This window comes from Nostoc sp., from assembly GCF_036918015.1.
Taxonomy (GTDB): domain Bacteria; phylum Cyanobacteriota; class Cyanobacteriia; order Cyanobacteriales; family Nostocaceae; genus Nostoc.
Genome location: NZ_JBALEO010000061.1, coordinates 1 through 16,820, shown reverse-complemented (window position 1 = coordinate 16,820; position 16,820 = coordinate 1). Strand labels below are relative to the sequence as shown.

Genomic DNA, 16,820 nt, shown 5'->3' with positions numbered 1-16,820 from the left:
CGAACTCAGAGGTGAAACGCTGCTGCGGCAACGATAGTTTAGGGGTAGCCCTACGCAAAAATAGCTCGATGCCAGGTTTTATAATTCATACAAAAAGCCCCATGCTAAGAAAGCGCGGGTCTTTTTGTTTTTTAAACTTCTTGGCTAATCTATTCCCTCTTCTGTCACTTTGGGAGAATCCAATCGCTCAAACGGTTACGGGTCTTTAATTTCTACTTTTTGTCTATAAATTTTAGTCTCTGTTAGAAAATAAAGCCTCAAACCTGGATTAAATCAAAGTCTCAGAATTTGGCTGAGATTAAGCTGTCGCGCATTTAAATTTGATAATTTAGCGCCAGAAAACGTTTCCTGTATTAGATTGTCTTGTAAAACTAGATGCCGAACAACTTATTGTTTTCCGAGAGTGACAAAAGCGGTTGACGGACGAGGCTATGTCCGCAATGGATGAAAGAAACCAATAGATATCTCCGAAAAAAGTTTATATTAAAATTGTGTCTTGACAGTTAAGACCGCTCCCTCAATGGTGTTCTTCGCCCGTACAAAAGCGTGGTTCTAGGTTGTGACGGCAATGGCATTGGTGAAGCGCTTAGACGCTATCCCGTTTAGAAGACTGTATAATTCCGTCAACCTGGGTCAGGACACACTCTCAATTTTGAGAAAATTTGAGACTAGGAGAACCAAAATGGCGAAAAAACGGCAATCTCCCAATCAAGCATCTAAGCTTTCTCCGATTCACCCAAATGCTGCTGGTATTGATATTGGTGCCCAAAATCATTGGGTATGTGTGCCATCAGGACGTGCCAACGAATGTGTGAGACGTTTTGGTTGTTACACGGCTGATTTGTAAGCGATCGCTGATTGGTTAACTGAGTCTGGAGTTGAGACTGTGGCAATGGAATCAACAGGTGTGTACTGGATTCCATTGTTTCAAATTTTGGAGACTCGTGGCTTTGAGGTCAAGCTGGTCAATGCTCACCACGTCAAAACTCTACCTGGTCGCAAAACAGATGTTTTAGACTGCCAATGGCTGCTACAAATCATTCTTTCTGAAGTTGGTTTAGATCCCAGTCGGTTCCCCACAGTCAAACACTTTACTTCTTGGCTTGGTCTTTGCCCTGGCAGCCGCATCACTGGTGGCAAAATTAAGACTTCTCAGACTCGTCCTGTAGTCAACCGCGCCGCCAATGCTTTCCGCATGGCAGCACAAACTGCCGGAAAAAGTAATTCTGCTTTGGGTGCATTTTATCGCCGCTTACGTTCTCGGCTTGGCTCTCCTAAAGCTATTACTGCTACCGCTCATAAAATTGCCCGCATTTTTTACAAACTTTGGACATCAGGTGGAGATTATACCGATCCTGGCATGGATTATTATGAGCAGCGTTACCGAGAGCGAATGGTTAATAATCTCCACAAAAAAGCCCAGGCTTTTGGTTTTGAACTTATTCCTCAACCCTCAGCAAATCTGGTTTCTTAGAAGAGGGATTAGAGAAATATTTGGCAGATTTTACCCGTAATAGAGATGTGTTTAAAGATTTGCAGCTTGATGACCCCGCAGGGCAATCAATTGAAACTTTTCGCCGCATTCGAGATGAAGTTAAGGAACGAGTTGTAAACTTAACACGACTTACGCATAGGTAACGGAAAATCTAACCGCAGAGGACGCAGAGGGAACGGAGAAATAAGAGTTTCAGAGAGTTCTTGCGTAAGTCCTACTTAATTAAGAGACTTAATTAACAATTGCTACAACTATAAATTAGGTTAGCGATCGCACGAAGTAACTTAGCTGGCTCCACTGGTTTGGTGATATGCTGCCCAAATCCGGCGGCAATTGCCTGTTGATAATCAACCTCACCAGCATAGGCTGTAAGGGCGATCGCAGGAATTTCCCCTCCAAGTTCTGGTGACATAGCTCTAATTTGACGAATCAGCATATAGCCGTCTACTTCTGGCATTCCAATGTCGCTTAACAGCAGATTTGGCTGGAACTGAGGCATAATTCGTAGTGCTTCCATCGCAGATGCAGCCTGGATTACTACCGCGCCAGATTGCTCCAAAATGAAAGCAATTAACTCTCGTGTATCCCGCTCATCATCCACAAGCAGGACTTTCAACCCCTTGAAATTGGGCAAATCATCGGTTTGAGAGGCTATCTGATGGCTATTTAGATCGACCTCGATTAACGGTAGCATGACTGTAAAGGTTGCTCCCTGTTCTTCACCCAAACTTTCTGCTTTAACTGTGCCGCCATGTAGCTCGACAATGTGACGAACAATAGCTAATCCTAAGCCCAGTCCGCCGAATTTTCTAGTGGTTGCGCCATCAGCTTGTCGAAAGTAGTCAAAGACGAATGGTAAAAAGTCAGGGCTAATTCCCTTACCTGTATCACTGACTCGCAATTGAACCTGAGAAGCAACAGACTCTAAACTGATTTCTATCTCTCCACCTTGGGGTGTAAACTTAATAGCATTGGAAACTAGATTCCAGATAACTTGCTGCAAGCGACTGGAATCACCTCTGACTAAAAATTTAGAATTTGAAGTTTGGTATTTTAAATTGTTAGGTTGCTTATTAAAATCGATAGAGTCTAAATTTATTTGAGAAGTGTCTAATCCAAAATCTAAAATCGTAAATCGCAAATTGATAGATTTGGCTTCAGCGGCTAGACGTACAGTTTCTATTGCTGCGGCGATCGCAGTTTCTAGATTTACAGAAGCAATATTCAGACTCAGCTTACCTTGGAGAATGCGAGAGACATCCAGTAAATCTTCGATTAATTGGGTTTGCAGCTTGGCATTGCGCTCAATGGTTTCGAGAGCGCGAGTAGTGGTTGCTTCATCATACTTTTTCGTTTGCAGTAATTTCGACCATCCCAAAATCGGGTTTAGCGGTGTGCGAAGTTCGTGGGAAAGCACCGCCAAAAACTCATCTTTGATTCGGTTAGCTTGGATTAATTCTTCTTTCCGTCGCTGCAACGAAGCCATCAACTGAGCGCGTTCTAGAGCAACCGCCACCTGATCGGAGGTTGCTTGTAATAGAGCTATTTCCCCAGAAGTAAAATGGGTACGGGTGCGACTGGCAAAGGAGAGGACACCAAGCAGCTTTCCTTGAGCAATTAACGGTTGACCTGCATAGGCTGTAATTCCTAAAGCATGGAGAATGTGGGCATGAGAATGGGTAGAGTGCGGCACATTATTGACGACGATTTGACGGCGTTCTTGCACCACTAGTCCGCATATACCTTGATTAAATTCCAGGTATTCAATTGCTTGAAATACTTCATCAGTAATACCGTTCCAAGCTACTAACCGGAGTTTCTGCTTGTTTTCATGTGTCTCGATTAAATAGTGAAAGTAACAATGCAAATCCATTTGCGCCGAGAGTTTGCTAAACAAGCTGTTCATTAGATCCAAAGGGCGCTCGGTTGAAAGCAAATCACTGGTCGTTTCCGAAAGCAGTTTAAGTCTTTCACTGCGTTCTTGTAAGGCTTGTTCTGCAAGCTGACGTTCGCGAAGGGCACGTTCGCGTTCGGTAATGTCAATTGCAACCCCTCCTACCAGGCGTTGGCCAGAGGCATCGGCAATGGGAAACTTATAGACCAAAAATTCGCCAAGGGTGCTATCTGTGCGTGGGACAGACTCAATCGTTTGAATAACCTGATTAGTCTCGGCAACTATTCTAATGTTATCGAGGAGGGGTTGAGCAATTTGGACTGGGTATAGGTCAAAAATGTTTTTATTGATCGCCTTATTTGTTGGCACATTGAATGTGCTGAAATAAGTTGGACTGAGGTAAAGTACACGTCCGTCTGCATTTGTAATCCATGCAGCGGCGGGAATATTGTCCATAAAAGCTTGAAATTGCTCTTGGCTCTGACTCAGTGCTTTTTTAACTTGTTTGAGATCGCTAATATCCAGAATGAATGCGACTGATTTATGCCGAGATTCTCCTAAAAGGGAGTAGCCAACTACAACTGGGACGCTGGAACCATCTTTGCGAATAAATTCCTTCTCGTAAGGAGTACAGGTTCCCTTCGCGATTGCTTCGGCGATAGCCAGTTCATCTAAATATTGATACTCAGATGGCGTGATATCAGCCCAGCTTAATCTACCTGCTTGGATATCCTCTTGGGTATAGCCGACAATTCGCAAAAACTCGTCGTTGGCTTCAGTGATGCTACCATTCACATCACCAAAGAGAATGCCAACTATATTCGCTTTCACAAAACTCCTGAGCCGTTCCTCACTTGCTTGGACTGCCTTCTCTGCCTGTTTGCGTTTGCTGATATCTGTAGTGCTGCCAACTAAACGTAACGGGTTTCCATCTGCATCCCGTTGCACCACTATCCCTTGATCTAATACATAGATATACTGATTGTTTTTGTTGCGAATTCGGTATTCGGCAGCATAGCGATCGCTATTTACCAAAGCAAGTATCGCCTCTTGTACCCTTGGCAAATCTTCTGGATGGACAAGCTTACACCACCAATTACCAGTTGCTTCAGCTTCTGGGAGGGAATAGCCCAAAATTCGGGTTAACCCCTCGGTTCTTTCAACGCTATCCTGTTCTATATTCCAGTCATAAATCAGACAGTTGACCGCAGATGCTGCTAACTCAAACCGTTCGTTCGCTAACTTCAGACGTTCCTCTTTCTGTCGCAAAGTTTGTTCTACTTGTTTGCGTTGGCTGATGTCGCGGAAGAAAATGTCAAGACCATCTTCACTAGGGTAGGCGTGAATCTCCAGCCACAAGTCATACTTGGGTGGTAAGGAGTAGTGATGCTCGAAATGGACGGGAATTTGCTCTGCCATTGCCCGTCGGTACTGACGCTCTACATTCGTACCTAATGATATGGGCCACTCCTCCCAGTGCAACTTACCAATGACCTCTGTCCGGGGTTTACCGTTAATTCGCTCTGCTTCGGCATTTTGGTAGATGATTCGCCAGTCCCGGTCTAGAGTAATAAATGCATCACTCATGTTCTCTAGAGTGCGTGTGTTCCGCTGATTGGCTTGCTGTAATGCCGCTTCTGCTTGTTTGCGATCGCGTAGCGCAGCTTGCTGTTGGCTCAAATCAACAACAAAGGCAATGACCGTTTCTTGAGTATCTCCCAGCATCACAGAACCGAGCAGAACAGAAATGCGATCGCCATCTTTACGAATGTATTCTTTTTCAAAAGGCTTACATATTCCAGTAGTTTTCACTTCTTCCACTGAATGTTCGCTCAAAAGAAGATACTCCGGTGGGGTAATCTTGCGCCAGTTGATTTGGTTAGCAGAGAAATCTTCTCGCGTATAGCCGATCATCTTCAGAAAAGCATCATTGGCTTCGATAATGAAGCCGTTGTTCATATCAGTTACAATTACCCCAATGATGTTGGATTCTGCCAGTCGGCTAAACCGCATTTCGCTATTTTGCAACAACTTGAGACTTGTCTCTGCTTTGCATCTAGCAGTTCGCAACTCTGAAGAGAGCGCAGTAATTAAGAAGGATACTAGTGAGAATGTGGTTAATCGTACCAGAACTTTCAGGCTGAGGAAATCGAAGGAGTAGACTGGATCGATCAAAAAATAGAGCGCAGTTGTCACAGATAAAGCGATCGCAAGTACTGCAAGTCTCATACCGCCATACCAGGCGCTGACTGCCACAGCAGCATAAAATAGTGTAAATACGCTCGGATCGAAAACTGGCAGTAACACTTTTGTCAACAGCAGTGCCGTTATGACTGCCAAAATCATTACATTAAAAGCTATGAACCGAGAACGCATCATCAAAAATTTTTCAGGTACTTTCACCATCATCTTAAGAGTCCTCCCGTTGCTCCGATTTTGGGAGATACTCGTTCACTAATCTTTTGCCAGCTTCGCCCATCTTCTCTAACATTTCTTTAATCAGCTTGAGTGCCATCTGTGAAGGCACTGTAGATCCGTTCTCCCAGCGATTGATTGTGCGTAGGGAAACTCCTAACTTAGCTGCAAACTTTTCTTGAGAGAGATCGAGCTGCTGCCGAAGTTCGCGGATTAAATCTGAAATTTTGAGTGGCTTTCTTAGTTCCATAGTAGGAAGAGTAAGACAGATGTCTCGCCATTCGTCTCCAGCTTGAGGAAGAATTTAAATAATCATTAGTGGTTATCAATTGCATCTTTTGGCGAAACATCAAGATTCAGTTATCAGTCTTCACGGCTTACTGTTTGCTGTAGAAGGTATATATAAAATAAACATTAAGTTTTGCCTAGTATAGGATAGCAGGATAGTATTATCTAAGGCATTTAACTAAATAATTACTAGCGATCGCACACAGCCAAACAATTGGTAGTGCGTCACACTTTCATGATTCATATCTCAATTAAGTTGTTATATATAAAGTTAATTTTGAGCTTGTTGAAGAAGAATTCAGAAGTCAGAATTCAGGAGTTACAGAATTCATTGCTGAATTCTGACTCCTGACTCCTGAATTCTGTTCGATAAAACTTTTGCCTAATCCTAATCTTTAACTGTTTTGATTAATCAACACTCCGAAAACTTATTAAACAGTCAACAAGAGAATGCACCAGGTGAAGGCTATATATTTAACTGGTTTGATTGGTTTTGTCTTTGGTATCCTCCAGGGTGGCTAATTTTATTCAATCGCCATTGGCAGCACTATCACCCAGATCCAGATGGTTGGAATTGGCTAGAATATGGATTATTTTTAATTCCTGGTGGATTTTATCTAGCATTGCTGAGTCGCTGGTTGCGTCTGGGTTTTCGTTCACCTCGAAAAGAAGTTGGTGAATTCGATCCTAAATATCAACAAGCTTTTGGCAAAGAAATTCTAGCCCCCATCGTTAAATACTATTTTCGGGGAGAGTTGCAACAAGTTGAAAACTTGCCGCCAACAGGGCCATTGATTGTGGCAATGAATCATGCCGGAATGTGTTTTCCTTGGGACTTTTTAACCTTGGCTTATTTATTAAGTGAAGCCAAAGGATGGGTAGTACAACCCATAGCAAATCCAGCATTATTTGAGCATCCTTGGGTGATTTGGTGGCTACCATCCCAATGGTCGCAGGTTTTAGGTGGTGTGCGAGCCGAATTAGATGATTTTGAGGGCGCACTCGCTCAAGGTAAAATTCTCTTATATGCGCCCGAAGGTATTCGCGGCCCTTTGAAAGGTTGGAGAAAACGCTATCAACTAGAAAAGTTTGATGTGAGCTTTATTCAGTTGAGCGATCGCTATCATATTCCGATTCTGCCAGTAGTTTGCATCGGCAGTGAATCTCTGCATCCTTGGGCTGTTAATTTCACCAAGTTACAACGACTAGTCAAACTACCATTCTTACCTTTGTCGCCTTTGATGTTTGCCTTACTTCTGTTTCCCTCAATGGGAGTTTGGGCAATGAGAACTCGTTTGCGTTACTTTATTAGCCCTTTGCAACCAGCAGAATTGAATAACCACTCAAAGAAAGGGCGTGCAGCAGCTTATCAACAGGCGCAACAATTACGAGAAAAACTGCAACTTCAAATTAATCAATTTTTGGGTAAATCTTAATACTACAAGCTAAAATTTGTTGATTACAACAGGTTTACGATGTGGTTCAATTAAATGAAAGCTGCTGTAAGTTTGTAGTGCATTTATAGAACCTGGGACGCTGATGGCTGTTGTGAGTGCGATCGCCACTATACTGTTGCCTAAGCCAATAATAAAGAAAATCGTTGAAAACATTGGTAATGCTGTATTAACGTGTTGTTAGGAATGAAGTTATTGTTTCTACCACAGTTTGTCCGTTTGTTAGCAACACAACTTGTTTCGTTACCAACACAACTTGTTTCGTTACCAACACAACCTGTTTCGTTACCAACACAACCTGTTTCGTTAGCAACACAACCTGTTTCGTTACCAATGCTTATCTATTTGCGGCAAATACTGATGTCGTCGTTACCACAGCTTAAGCAAAACTTATCAATCAGCGGCAAAATATAGGCATTCTCCTAAACAATTTACCAAATCTTTGTGAGTCGAAACAGGCCGCTAAACTAACTCCACTGAGGAAGCACCGAAACGATAACCTTTGCCGTAGACTGTGTGAATCAGCGTAGTTTCTTTACCTACCTCAATCTTACGGCGCAGCAAACGAATTAATGCCGCTATCACATTGCTACTGGGTTGTTCTGACTCTTGCCACAAATTTTGCATAATCTGAGCATGAGTCAGAAGTTGTCCAGTGTGTTCCATAAAATATTGCAACAACTGGCTTTCTTTTTGCGATAGCTCAATGATTCGTCCTTGGCGATAGGCTACTTGATTTTCACAATCGAGTTCTAAATCAGCTACGGTTAAACGTCCGGTGGTGGTTTCATAAATTTGAGAACCGGAACGACGCAATAAAGCACGGACTCTCGCTAATAACTCCCGCAGTTCAAAAGGTTTAACCAAATAGTCGTCCGCACCAGCATCTAAACCTTGTACCCGGTCATCAAGAGTATCTTTAGCTGTGAGAAACAATACGGGAGTAGTTTTGCTTTGGCGTCGCAATTCCTGACAAATCTCTAACCCCGTTTTTCCTGGTAGCATCCAATCTAAAATAAGTAGGTCATAACTGCCTGCCTGTGCAAGTTCGCTGCCAGATGTCCCATCATAAACGGCATCTACGGTATAACCCTCACGAGTTAACAAGCGGCTCAAGGGTTGAGTTAGTTCAACTTCATCATCAACTAATAAAATTCTCATGCTGCTTGTGGTAAGCATATAGAGATATTCTCAATATTATTCAACTGCCAAGACGCTAAGGATACCAATAAAAAAAATGCTGACTGTTGCATTGCCAAAAGGGGAACTACTTAAAAATAGCATCCGCTTGCTACAAGCTGTCGGATTAGATTTTAGTGCTTTTTTAGATTCAGGAACTCGCCAACTTCAAATTCCTGACACTAAGGGAGTTGCGAAAGCTTTACTGGTGCGGGCGCAAGATGTGCCTGTTTATGTGGAATATGGTCAAGCACAACTAGGGGTTGTTGGTTACGATGTGCTGCGGGAGAAGCAGCCGCAAGTTGCCCACTTGGTAGATTTGCAGTTTGGTCATTGTCGGATGTCAGTGGCGGTAAAAGCATCAAGTGCTTACCGATCGCCTTTAGATTTACCACCGCATGGTAGAGTTGCTTCAAAATATGTCAATTGCGCTCGTGAATATTTCCATAGTCTGGATTTACCTGTGGAAATAGTGCCATTGTATGGTTCAGTAGAGCTAGGCCCAATTACTGGTATGTCAGAAGCGATCGTAGATTTGGTTTCTACAGGGCGGACTTTGAGCGAAAATGGTTTGATTGAAATTGCGAGTCTGTATCAAAGCACGGCGCGGTTGATTGCTCATCCTCTGAGTTACCGCCTGAATACAGGTAATCTGAGTGATGTGATTAGCAAGCTGCGCGAGGCCGTTTTGGTAGAGGTTTAATATCATGTACGCTTCTCCAGATGCTCGTTCCTAACTAACGCTGCACGAATCGTTTGTACAGCGTCTCGTATTCAAGTGACTTGCAGATAAAAAATACTCAATTGTTATACCAATTCAATTAATGATTGCAACACATCCTTGGGAAGACGCGATGAATCGCGTCTCTACAAATGGTCTATTTGTTGCATTTTTTTCAAATTGGTATAACTTTTGGTTAAAAACTAGGTTTTAAAAGCCCTTATCTTTTGTTGCATAAGACGCGTAGAAACTCACGGTATACAAAGATTATTTTTTTTCTTGAACCCCTCAGCAAATTGAATCAAAGTTATATTTATATTATTTTTTTGAGCGTTAAATTGTTTGCGATCGCAAACAATTTAACTAGTGTTGTTTTGAGCAAAATTGTTAATAATAAAAAGCACTTTCCAATTATTCTTAACACCAAGTAGGTGGAAATATGTTTCAAGCTACTCGCCGCCGTCTTGCAATTTGGTACACTGCCGTCACTGCTGTATTACTACTACTGTTTGCCAGTGGCGTTTATTTATACGTCCGCAGTACACTGATTGAGCGGATTGATGACACCCTTAACCATGTAGTGGAAATAGTGGAGCGTTGCTTGACAACGAGTGGCTGTGCATCTACGCTCATATTTGAGCCAATTAATGCTGATGCAGATAAATTTCGCATTAATGTAGAAGCCAGTTTTGGCGATCGTACCGACACTGTAGAAGATGACCACATTGACCTAGAATGGTTTAGTCCAACTGGTAAATTACTTTGGTCAACGCTATCTGAACCCCTAAATATTCCGATTCGTGCCAATCGCACTGGTGAAACTGTGCGCGTAGTCAAGAGAGAGAGTGAAAATTTAAAATTTAAAATTCCTAACTCCCCACTCTTATTGCGACAAGTCACCGAACGAGTAGAAGTGAGACACCAAGTATTAGGATATCTGCGCGTTAGTCATCCCTGGTTTGAAGTTACTAAACCTAGTCGCCAATTAATTTTTGATTTGGCTTTAGGTATTGGGTTAATGGTGCTTTCGGTAGGCGCAAGTGGTTGGTTTCTTTCGGGTAAAGCGATGGAACCGGTAGGTGAATCTTATCAACGTCTTAAACAATTCACTGCTGATGCTTCCCACGAACTTAGAAGTCCGATCACTTTGATTCAAACTAATGTGCAAGTTGCGCTTGCTGACTTGGATTTAGCAGAGACAGAAACGACTAGTTCTTTGCAATATCGACAACAGTTAAAGGTGGTGGAACGGTTAACGCAGCGTTTGGGTAAGTTAGTAAATGACTTACTCTTTCTAGCACGACAGGATAGTGGTATTAGCAAAGATACTTTTTCAGCTTGTCCGTTGGACGCTTTGCTAATAGAGGTGGTTGAAGAACAACAATTGTTAGTCCCTGAGAAAGAAATCACCCTTTTTCTAGACTTAGTTGATCCTCCTATCTCTGAAACTAGCCCCGAATTACTGGAAAATTGGTTTACTCTTGTAGGTAATTGGGATCAATTGGTGCGGCTGTTCACAAATTTAATTGCTAACGCTTTGCATTACACTCCAGCAGGCGGACGAGTGAAAGTGGAATTGGCGCGGATAGAAGGAATAAATCGTGTTTCTGGACTACGTAACACCAGTGCCCAGTTGCAAGTTAAGGTGAGTGATACCGGAGTTGGAATTCCAGCGGAAGCACTACCACGCTTGTTCGATCGCTTTTATCGAGTAGATCCGGCACGTACTCATAGGACGGGGAATACAGCGACAGCCAGCGCTACAGGTTCAGGATTGGGATTAGCGATCGCTCAAGCTATTGTCGAACATCATCACGGTCATATTCAAGTTGAAAGTACCCAAGGCATTGGCACTACCTTTACTATCACTTTACCAATAACTCTTGAGTCTTAATTTGCTAATAAATTTTTCTTTCCTGTGATAGATGTAAGATTTTACTCTATTCAATTGGACTTTAATTTTTAGCGAATAAACTTATTTTCTAGCGGTATATTGAATTCGACTGTTACAAAAATGTGCTTAATGACAATGGTTAAGATTGTAAATCTTGAGAATGAAATATTTCAAGTTGTTTAGATTATTTCCGTATCCTTAGCTAGATGCGATAAATCGAGTAGTTTGTTAAATGTTTAGATGTACTGAACGACCGATAAAACCTAATTTAATTTCCGGCTGGAGAAATCTTTAGTAAGAAAAAAAATTTAAGTTTTTCTAGGAGTCAAGAACAAATATGAAGTCTCAAAATTTTCGCAAGTCTAGCAAGTTATTTGGCGCTCTTTGTGGGGGATTGCTAATTAGTCTGCCAGCAATTCCTCAAGCATTAGCACAAGAATCTACTGTCAAGGTTAACCCAAGCCCTAGTATTTTTAGCGAACCACCCTACAACCGCTCTCAGTCCCCTGTATCACCGGAATCAGGTGTCATACCACCTCGCCCAGTTCCGCCGGCTGAGGGACAAGTGTCTCCTATACCACCACAACCAGGTGCTAGAACACCACGCCCAATTCCTGGCGATCGCACTCAAGAACCTTCACCACCTACGGTTTCCAATGACCAACAACCACTGGTAGAACCACGGCAAGCCCCTAGTGCGACGATCGCACTCACTAATGGTATGGTGAATATCAAGTTAGTGAATGATACTGCGGCTAAGATAACTTTCCAAGTGATTGGCGATACAGCACCGCGATCGCTAGAAGGTAAGTCAGATGTAACACTGCAAGCTTTAAAAGCACCAGTAACAGTAACATTTGAACGACAAGATGGCGGACAGTTAATAGTGACTCCACAAGGTTCTTCAGAACCAGGAAGCTTGGAAGTTACATTTAAGGAAGCCACCAATGCAACACAGGGCAGAAGTGCGATGAGAATTGAACGAAACGGTTCAGTGTTCTTGAATTAATTAATTTAGAGCTAGGGCGAAGGTAATTCGCGGCTACTTTTATAACCCACGTAGGTGGGTTTTGCCTGTGTAGACGCGGTTTCCAACCGCCCTTTTAACGTTAAATTGACTGCTACTTTCGCTGAAGCATTTTAGTTAATTGATCCCGCAATTGCACTTCTTGCCTGCTGTCTTGCAATGTCCGCGCCAGTATAATTGCCCTTTCGTAAAAATTGCGGGCAGTTAGGTAATTACCTTGTTGCTTATATAACTGGGCATAAGATTCAAAAGATTTTAATTCTTCACGTAAATTTTGCAATTCTTTCGCGAGTGCTAAACGTTGCTCTAGTAAGTCAAAGGCGCGTTCGTAACGTCCTACAGCAGTGTGAGCCGTAACTAAACCATCGATTGCCCGTAATTGATTAGTGCGATCGCGGTTGGTTTTAGCTGTTCGCATTGCTTCACCATAAGTAGCAATGGTATCTTGATAATTTCCAGATGCTAAATAAGCATCTCCTAAGTTATTCAAGGTATTTGCTTCACCGATGGCATCGCCAGTCTGACGGCGGAAAGTTAAAGCATTTTCGTAAAGTTTAATCGCCTTGTTATAATCTCCCAACCTGGCACTTACTAAACCCAAATTACTCAAAGACAGTCCTTCACCTTCAATATTTTTGACCCCGTGAGCAATTGTGAGTGCATCTTCAACTGTTTTACCAGCAGCAGCAAATTCGCCTTTTTGCAGCAGAAATGTACCGATATTATTCAGTACAAAAATCTGAGATTGAAAGTCTTTAGTATCACGAGCGATCGCTAATCCTCTTCTGAAAGCATCTTCTGCCTCTTTGGAACTACCAAGCTGCACATAAGCCTTCGCAAGCAAATTGTACGTCAGACCTTGTGCTTTCAGGTCGCCAATGGAATGATATAGTTCTAATGCTCGCAAACACGACGCAATTGTTTTGTCGGCATATCCTGAAGTGTATTCTTGTTGACCAATACGCAGCAAGCTGTCTGCTTCATCTCTTGATTCTCGCCCAACGGAATTATTTAAAGGGCGATGGAGTTGTTCGGAAATATCAACCGCACCCGCTACAGGACTCAGCACAAAAGCAAACAGTAAAAAGCTGTGTAAAAGTACCTGGGGACGAGAAATCGCACCTACACAAATTAAGCCTACCTTTTGGCAGGGAAATACAAGCCGTTGTTTCATAAAAATTACCCGTAAAGTTGCGGGTTTAAGTAGAAGGTCTAAGAAGAAGTTTTAAGTTTTAAAATTGAAGACAATTAATATACGCATTTCTACTTAGGTGTTGATTAAGCTAAATCTTCCCCAAAGTATATGGCGCGGATATCTGTGGGCAATTTGTCCTCTAGCATACGATAGCCTTCCTGGAGGAAATTGGCTACTTCATGAGGAGCGATCGCTTCTCCTTCAGCTTGTAGATAAGCAGCGATTCTAGTTTCACTCCAGTGGAAAGTTTGAGCCATTAATACAATTAATCGTAAAACTGGCGGTAGTTGGTCTAACGCCTGTTGTACATAGCACCATAGCGGCGGTGAAGTTGCTTGCAGAGAATAATGAATTGCTTCTGTGGGTGGTAGTTTAATCTCATTTATACAGAAAGCTGTCATATTAATTAACCAATTCTGCATGGTTAAAGCTTCCTCACCTGATTCAGAGTCAGTTAACTTTAGTCCACCGAGTTCGTAATAAATATGTCGCCAGGTGAGGGCAAACAGATAATCTGCCTGCACAGGCGATCGCGCCGAATGCCGAATTAAGGTGTAGACTATGGGGCTATAGCGGCAAAAAATCACCGTAAAGTACTTTCCGGCATCTGGATAGCGCTGAAACAGAGTCAGTAGTTCATGGTCACTGTGATAAAACAGCGACTTCACCAGTGGGTGATTAGCTTCGGGAAAATGAGGAATTTGCACAAGTCTTGGAGTTGATAGTTGTTAAAATAGTTTTGGGAATTGCACTCCCCTAGTTAATCGCATAATATCTTGGTGTTGCTCAGTTTGTAGATGAGACTCAGACTACTTGAGTATTGATAAACTAGAAACAAGGACTTAATTTTAGTCTTAATCGACAATCATAAAATCAACTCTCTTAAAGAATCCTTATTTGTTCATGGTTATAGCAGTTAGTGTCATATCGTTCCTGCTCAGTCCCCTTACTTTAGGCTCCTTTCTGCCTTCCCTGCCCTTAGATAGCCTGTTCTCCACCCAAGGCATTATGGTGATGCTGCTAGCAGCTTACGCTGGTGCCATGTGGATGTTTCTCACCAGTGCCCCAAAAGTACACACTGTAATGGTGTCAGATTTGGAGATTGCCCGACAGTTGTATGAAGGGCTGCTAGATTTGCCAGCAGCTGAGGTGCCATTGCACTACTACTACAACTACGAACAAACTATAGGCGCAACTGGCATCGATCCGTTATATATGTCTACTGGGCCAAGCTTGTCTAGCAAAATGATGAATAACGCCAACGATGGGCTGTGGTATCAATTGAAGAAAAACACCCAGCTACACGTTATTACTGGCGCGAGTTTAGGTAGCAAAAATCAGCAACGCCATGTTTGTTTTGACCACGACTGCCTGGAAATGATTTTAATGCGAGTCGAAACGCGCGGTTTGAAATTGAAGATTCGTAACCAAAAACCCCTGAACTTTTTAGTCAAGGACTATGAAGGGCGAGTTATTGAGGTGGCTGAGGTAGCGAATTAGTTCTGAGATTTTAGATTATTTGAGGTTGGGTTAGCGTAGCTTGCCGCCGTAGGCATCGCTAAACCCAATATTTATTTTTAGATTTTGGATTTTAGATTTTGGATTTTGGATTTTGGTGCAAGCATTACCGCAGGGGTAGGTAAGTAGATACAGCAGATTTCAAGGAAAGTGAAGTACACAACGATTCGTCTCAAACCCAGGTATAAAGCCTGTTTTACTTCTGAATTCTGACTCCTTAATTCTGAATTATGCTGTAGGTGTAAATAAAGTGGAAAAAATGTACACATCTCACCTATATGAAACAGATTTCTATGGTTGGACGCAAAAGCAGGTTAGCTTGCTCAAAACTCAACAGTGGGAACAATTAGATACGCTTAACCTGATTGAAGAAATTGAAACTTTGGGCAGAAGAGAACGGCAAGAATTGCGAAATCGGCTGGGAGTATTACTAGGACATCTACTAAAATGGCAATTTCAATCTGAAAAACGTAGCAATAGCTGGTTGGGTACAATTCGAGAGCAACGTGTTCAAATTAAGCTGCTTCTGCAAGATAGCCCTAGTTTGAAACCCTATCTCGATGAAGTTTTCTTCAGTGTTTATGAACTAGGTTTGGCTTTAGCGATTCGAGAAACTGAGTTGGGTGAAAATGTTTTTCCAGAAATCTGTCCCTACACTTTAGACCAAACTTTGAATCCTAAATTATTACCAAATTCTAATCAGGTTTATGAACAGGGCGAGTAATTACCCCAATACTATTATTCTCTCACCGTAAACCGTGGCAAATAAAAGCAGCCCAGTAATGAGGATGTGAAAAGGGAAATTGCTGACTAGAGTTTTCTATTTTTTTAATTTGTCTGTTCAATTTAGTATACATATTATATTCAAGCTTCCACTGTTGATATTCGATAGAATCTGAAGTATATTTTTTTCTATTTCCTATCAGTTCTTTTTCCCTTGCTTCTACTTCCTGAAATATTTTATTTAGGTCTAGTTTTGTAAATTCTCGTAGCTGAATTTGGGCTTTATGTAATGCTTCAGGACGGTTTTTACCTTCTTGTCGCTGCTGATAGTAAAAAATGGAAAATAATGCTGTGGCTAAATCATTGACTGACCACAGAGTACTAACTACACTTCTAGCACCAGCACACAAAAACCCTGTGGAGAGAGTAAAAATATCATCAGTTAGAGAAGGAATACCCAAATTAGTTTCGCAGCAAGACAGAAATACTTCTACAAGTTGAGGTAAACGCCAGCTTGGTGTCATCAATTGCCCCAAGGTGATGCTACCATCAGCTAATTTTAACTGTGATTCTAAAGGATTATCGAGGCGAGATTGGGCATGGTGGCAGGAATGAAGTACTTGAACTTGTTGTGCTAACTGTCGATAGTTCTTAGAAGTGGCTTGACTGCTGCCAATTAATCTGTTTTCTGGTGGAATGTTGTACATTTGGGCGAGTTTTTCGCCTTCAAATCTGGCACAGGGAAGGTTATCTTCGGCATCTTCCACAGTTCCATATTGTAGAGATATTTCATTAAATGCCCCTACATTCTCGCGTCGTTGACAAAATTCTAAAATTTGGCAACTTGGAGTGTAACGAATCAGAAATTTATCTCCTAAATATTCCTGATATTCTCCTGTAGGCAAAGCAGCCAAGGGAATTTGCAGCAATTCTCATTTTGAAAAAAAAGAAGATAAAGTTCTCTGTATAAACAAGAGAACTTCTCTCTAATTATCATTTTTTTTGAAAGATAATCAT

General features: G+C 42.0%; 14 protein-coding genes and 2 pseudogenes. 9 read left to right on the top strand and 7 right to left on the bottom strand.

What is annotated here, in order from left to right:
- The 3 genes and pseudogenes from V7K61_RS14895 to V7K61_RS14885 form a co-directional block, all read left to right on the top strand.
- The coding region (locus V7K61_RS14895; RefSeq protein WP_335054155.1) for a hypothetical protein at nucleotides 1-209 on the top strand (209 nt) is incomplete at its 5' end.
- Nucleotides 210-682: 473 nt separating this feature from the next.
- Nucleotides 683-1,474, top strand: a pseudogene (locus tag V7K61_RS14890) (IS110 family transposase).
- Nucleotides 1,475-1,515: 41 nt separating this feature from the next.
- Nucleotides 1,516-1,638, top strand: a pseudogene (locus V7K61_RS14885) (ArsC family transcriptional regulator); the annotation flags it as partial.
- A gap of 92 nt (nucleotides 1,639-1,730) precedes the next feature.
- Here the strand turns inward: V7K61_RS14885 and V7K61_RS14880 are convergent.
- Together V7K61_RS14880 and V7K61_RS14875 are read right to left on the bottom strand one after the other, a co-directional pair.
- Entirely contained in the window at nucleotides 1,731-5,798 is a 4,068-nt protein-coding gene (locus V7K61_RS14880; protein ID WP_335054153.1) for a PAS domain S-box protein, read from the bottom strand.
- A 1-nt stretch (nucleotide 5,799) separates the two neighbouring features.
- The gene (locus V7K61_RS14875; protein WP_335054151.1) at nucleotides 5,800-6,054 is read right to left on the bottom strand and encodes a helix-turn-helix domain-containing protein; all 255 of its coding nucleotides are present in this window, start codon (nucleotides 6,052-6,054) and stop codon (nucleotides 5,800-5,802) included.
- Between the two features lie 442 nt (nucleotides 6,055-6,496).
- On the opposite strand from V7K61_RS14875, the gene V7K61_RS14870 reads away from it, so the two are divergent.
- Nucleotides 6,497-7,528: a 1-acyl-sn-glycerol-3-phosphate acyltransferase gene (locus V7K61_RS14870; RefSeq protein ID WP_335054149.1), complete on the top strand. Its 1,032-nt coding sequence runs from the start codon at nucleotides 6,497-6,499 to the stop codon at nucleotides 7,526-7,528.
- Between the two features lie 9 nt (nucleotides 7,529-7,537).
- On the opposite strand, the gene V7K61_RS14865 is transcribed toward V7K61_RS14870, so the two are convergent.
- Nucleotides 7,538-7,702, bottom strand: a complete 165-nt coding sequence (locus V7K61_RS14865) for a hypothetical protein (RefSeq protein ID WP_335054147.1) — start codon at nucleotides 7,700-7,702, stop codon at nucleotides 7,538-7,540.
- 306 nt (nucleotides 7,703-8,008) lie between these two features.
- On the bottom strand, nucleotides 8,009-8,707 hold the full coding sequence (rppA, locus tag V7K61_RS14860) for a two-component system response regulator RppA (protein WP_335054157.1): 699 nt from the start codon (nucleotides 8,705-8,707) through the stop codon (nucleotides 8,009-8,011).
- Between the two features lie 76 nt (nucleotides 8,708-8,783).
- Here rppA and hisG point away from each other — a divergent pair, with 76 nt between their 5' ends.
- From hisG to V7K61_RS14845, 3 genes are all read left to right on the top strand, one after another.
- Nucleotides 8,784-9,428: an ATP phosphoribosyltransferase gene (hisG, locus tag V7K61_RS14855; RefSeq protein ID WP_099101729.1), complete on the top strand. Its 645-nt coding sequence runs from the start codon at nucleotides 8,784-8,786 to the stop codon at nucleotides 9,426-9,428.
- A 457-nt stretch (nucleotides 9,429-9,885) separates the two neighbouring features.
- Nucleotides 9,886-11,340 (top strand): sensor histidine kinase, encoded by a 1,455-nt coding sequence (locus tag V7K61_RS14850; RefSeq protein ID WP_335054145.1) that lies wholly within the window; start codon nucleotides 9,886-9,888, stop codon nucleotides 11,338-11,340.
- A 337-nt stretch (nucleotides 11,341-11,677) separates the two neighbouring features.
- Entirely contained in the window at nucleotides 11,678-12,349 is a 672-nt protein-coding gene (locus V7K61_RS14845; RefSeq protein WP_335054143.1) for a hypothetical protein, read from the top strand.
- Between the two features lie 112 nt (nucleotides 12,350-12,461).
- Here V7K61_RS14845 and V7K61_RS14840 read toward each other — a convergent pair whose 3' ends face one another.
- Both V7K61_RS14840 and V7K61_RS14835 read right to left on the bottom strand, forming a co-directional pair.
- Nucleotides 12,462-13,541 (bottom strand): tetratricopeptide repeat protein, encoded by a 1,080-nt coding sequence (locus tag V7K61_RS14840; RefSeq protein WP_335054141.1) that lies wholly within the window; start codon nucleotides 13,539-13,541, stop codon nucleotides 12,462-12,464.
- A 104-nt stretch (nucleotides 13,542-13,645) separates the two neighbouring features.
- A complete protein-coding gene (locus V7K61_RS14835; protein ID WP_335054140.1) occupies nucleotides 13,646-14,269 on the bottom strand; it encodes a sigma-70 family RNA polymerase sigma factor in 624 nt (207 codons plus the stop codon).
- Nucleotides 14,270-14,465: 196 nt separating this feature from the next.
- Between V7K61_RS14835 and V7K61_RS14830 the strand changes: the two genes are divergently transcribed.
- Together V7K61_RS14830 and V7K61_RS14825 are read left to right on the top strand one after the other, a co-directional pair.
- A complete protein-coding gene (locus V7K61_RS14830) occupies nucleotides 14,466-15,062 on the top strand; it encodes a glyoxalase-like domain protein (protein WP_104909553.1) in 597 nt (198 codons plus the stop codon).
- Between the two features lie 277 nt (nucleotides 15,063-15,339).
- A complete protein-coding gene (locus V7K61_RS14825) occupies nucleotides 15,340-15,804 on the top strand; it encodes a DUF29 domain-containing protein (protein ID WP_335054138.1) in 465 nt (154 codons plus the stop codon).
- A 22-nt stretch (nucleotides 15,805-15,826) separates the two neighbouring features.
- On the opposite strand, the gene V7K61_RS14820 is transcribed toward V7K61_RS14825, so the two are convergent.
- Nucleotides 15,827-16,732 carry a CHAT domain-containing protein gene (locus V7K61_RS14820; RefSeq protein WP_335054136.1) on the bottom strand — a complete coding sequence of 302 codons (906 nt, stop codon included), beginning with the start codon at nucleotides 16,730-16,732 and terminating at the stop codon, nucleotides 15,827-15,829.
- Between the last annotated feature and the right edge of the window lie 88 nt (nucleotides 16,733-16,820).

Bases quoted from the DNA above. Each gene is read 5' to 3' on its own strand.
- V7K61_RS14880 (WP_335054153.1), bottom strand. From the start codon at position 5,798: ATGATGGTGAAAGTACCTGAAAAATTTTTGATGATGCGTTCTCGGTTC.
- V7K61_RS14875 (WP_335054151.1), bottom strand. From the start codon at position 6,054: ATGGAACTAAGAAAGCCACTCAAAATTTCAGATTTAATCCGCGAACTT.
- V7K61_RS14865 (WP_335054147.1), bottom strand. From the start codon at position 7,702: ATGTTTTCAACGATTTTCTTTATTATTGGCTTAGGCAACAGTATAGTG.
- rppA (WP_335054157.1), bottom strand. From the start codon at position 8,707: ATGAGAATTTTATTAGTTGATGATGAAGTTGAACTAACTCAACCCTTG.
- hisG (WP_099101729.1), top strand. From the start codon at position 8,784: ATGCTGACTGTTGCATTGCCAAAAGGGGAACTACTTAAAAATAGCATC.
- V7K61_RS14850 (WP_335054145.1), top strand. From the start codon at position 9,886: ATGTTTCAAGCTACTCGCCGCCGTCTTGCAATTTGGTACACTGCCGTC.
- V7K61_RS14845 (WP_335054143.1), top strand. From the start codon at position 11,678: ATGAAGTCTCAAAATTTTCGCAAGTCTAGCAAGTTATTTGGCGCTCTT.
- V7K61_RS14840 (WP_335054141.1), bottom strand. From the start codon at position 13,541: ATGAAACAACGGCTTGTATTTCCCTGCCAAAAGGTAGGCTTAATTTGT.
- V7K61_RS14830 (WP_104909553.1), top strand. From the start codon at position 14,466: ATGGTTATAGCAGTTAGTGTCATATCGTTCCTGCTCAGTCCCCTTACT.
- V7K61_RS14825 (WP_335054138.1), top strand. From the start codon at position 15,340: ATGTACACATCTCACCTATATGAAACAGATTTCTATGGTTGGACGCAA.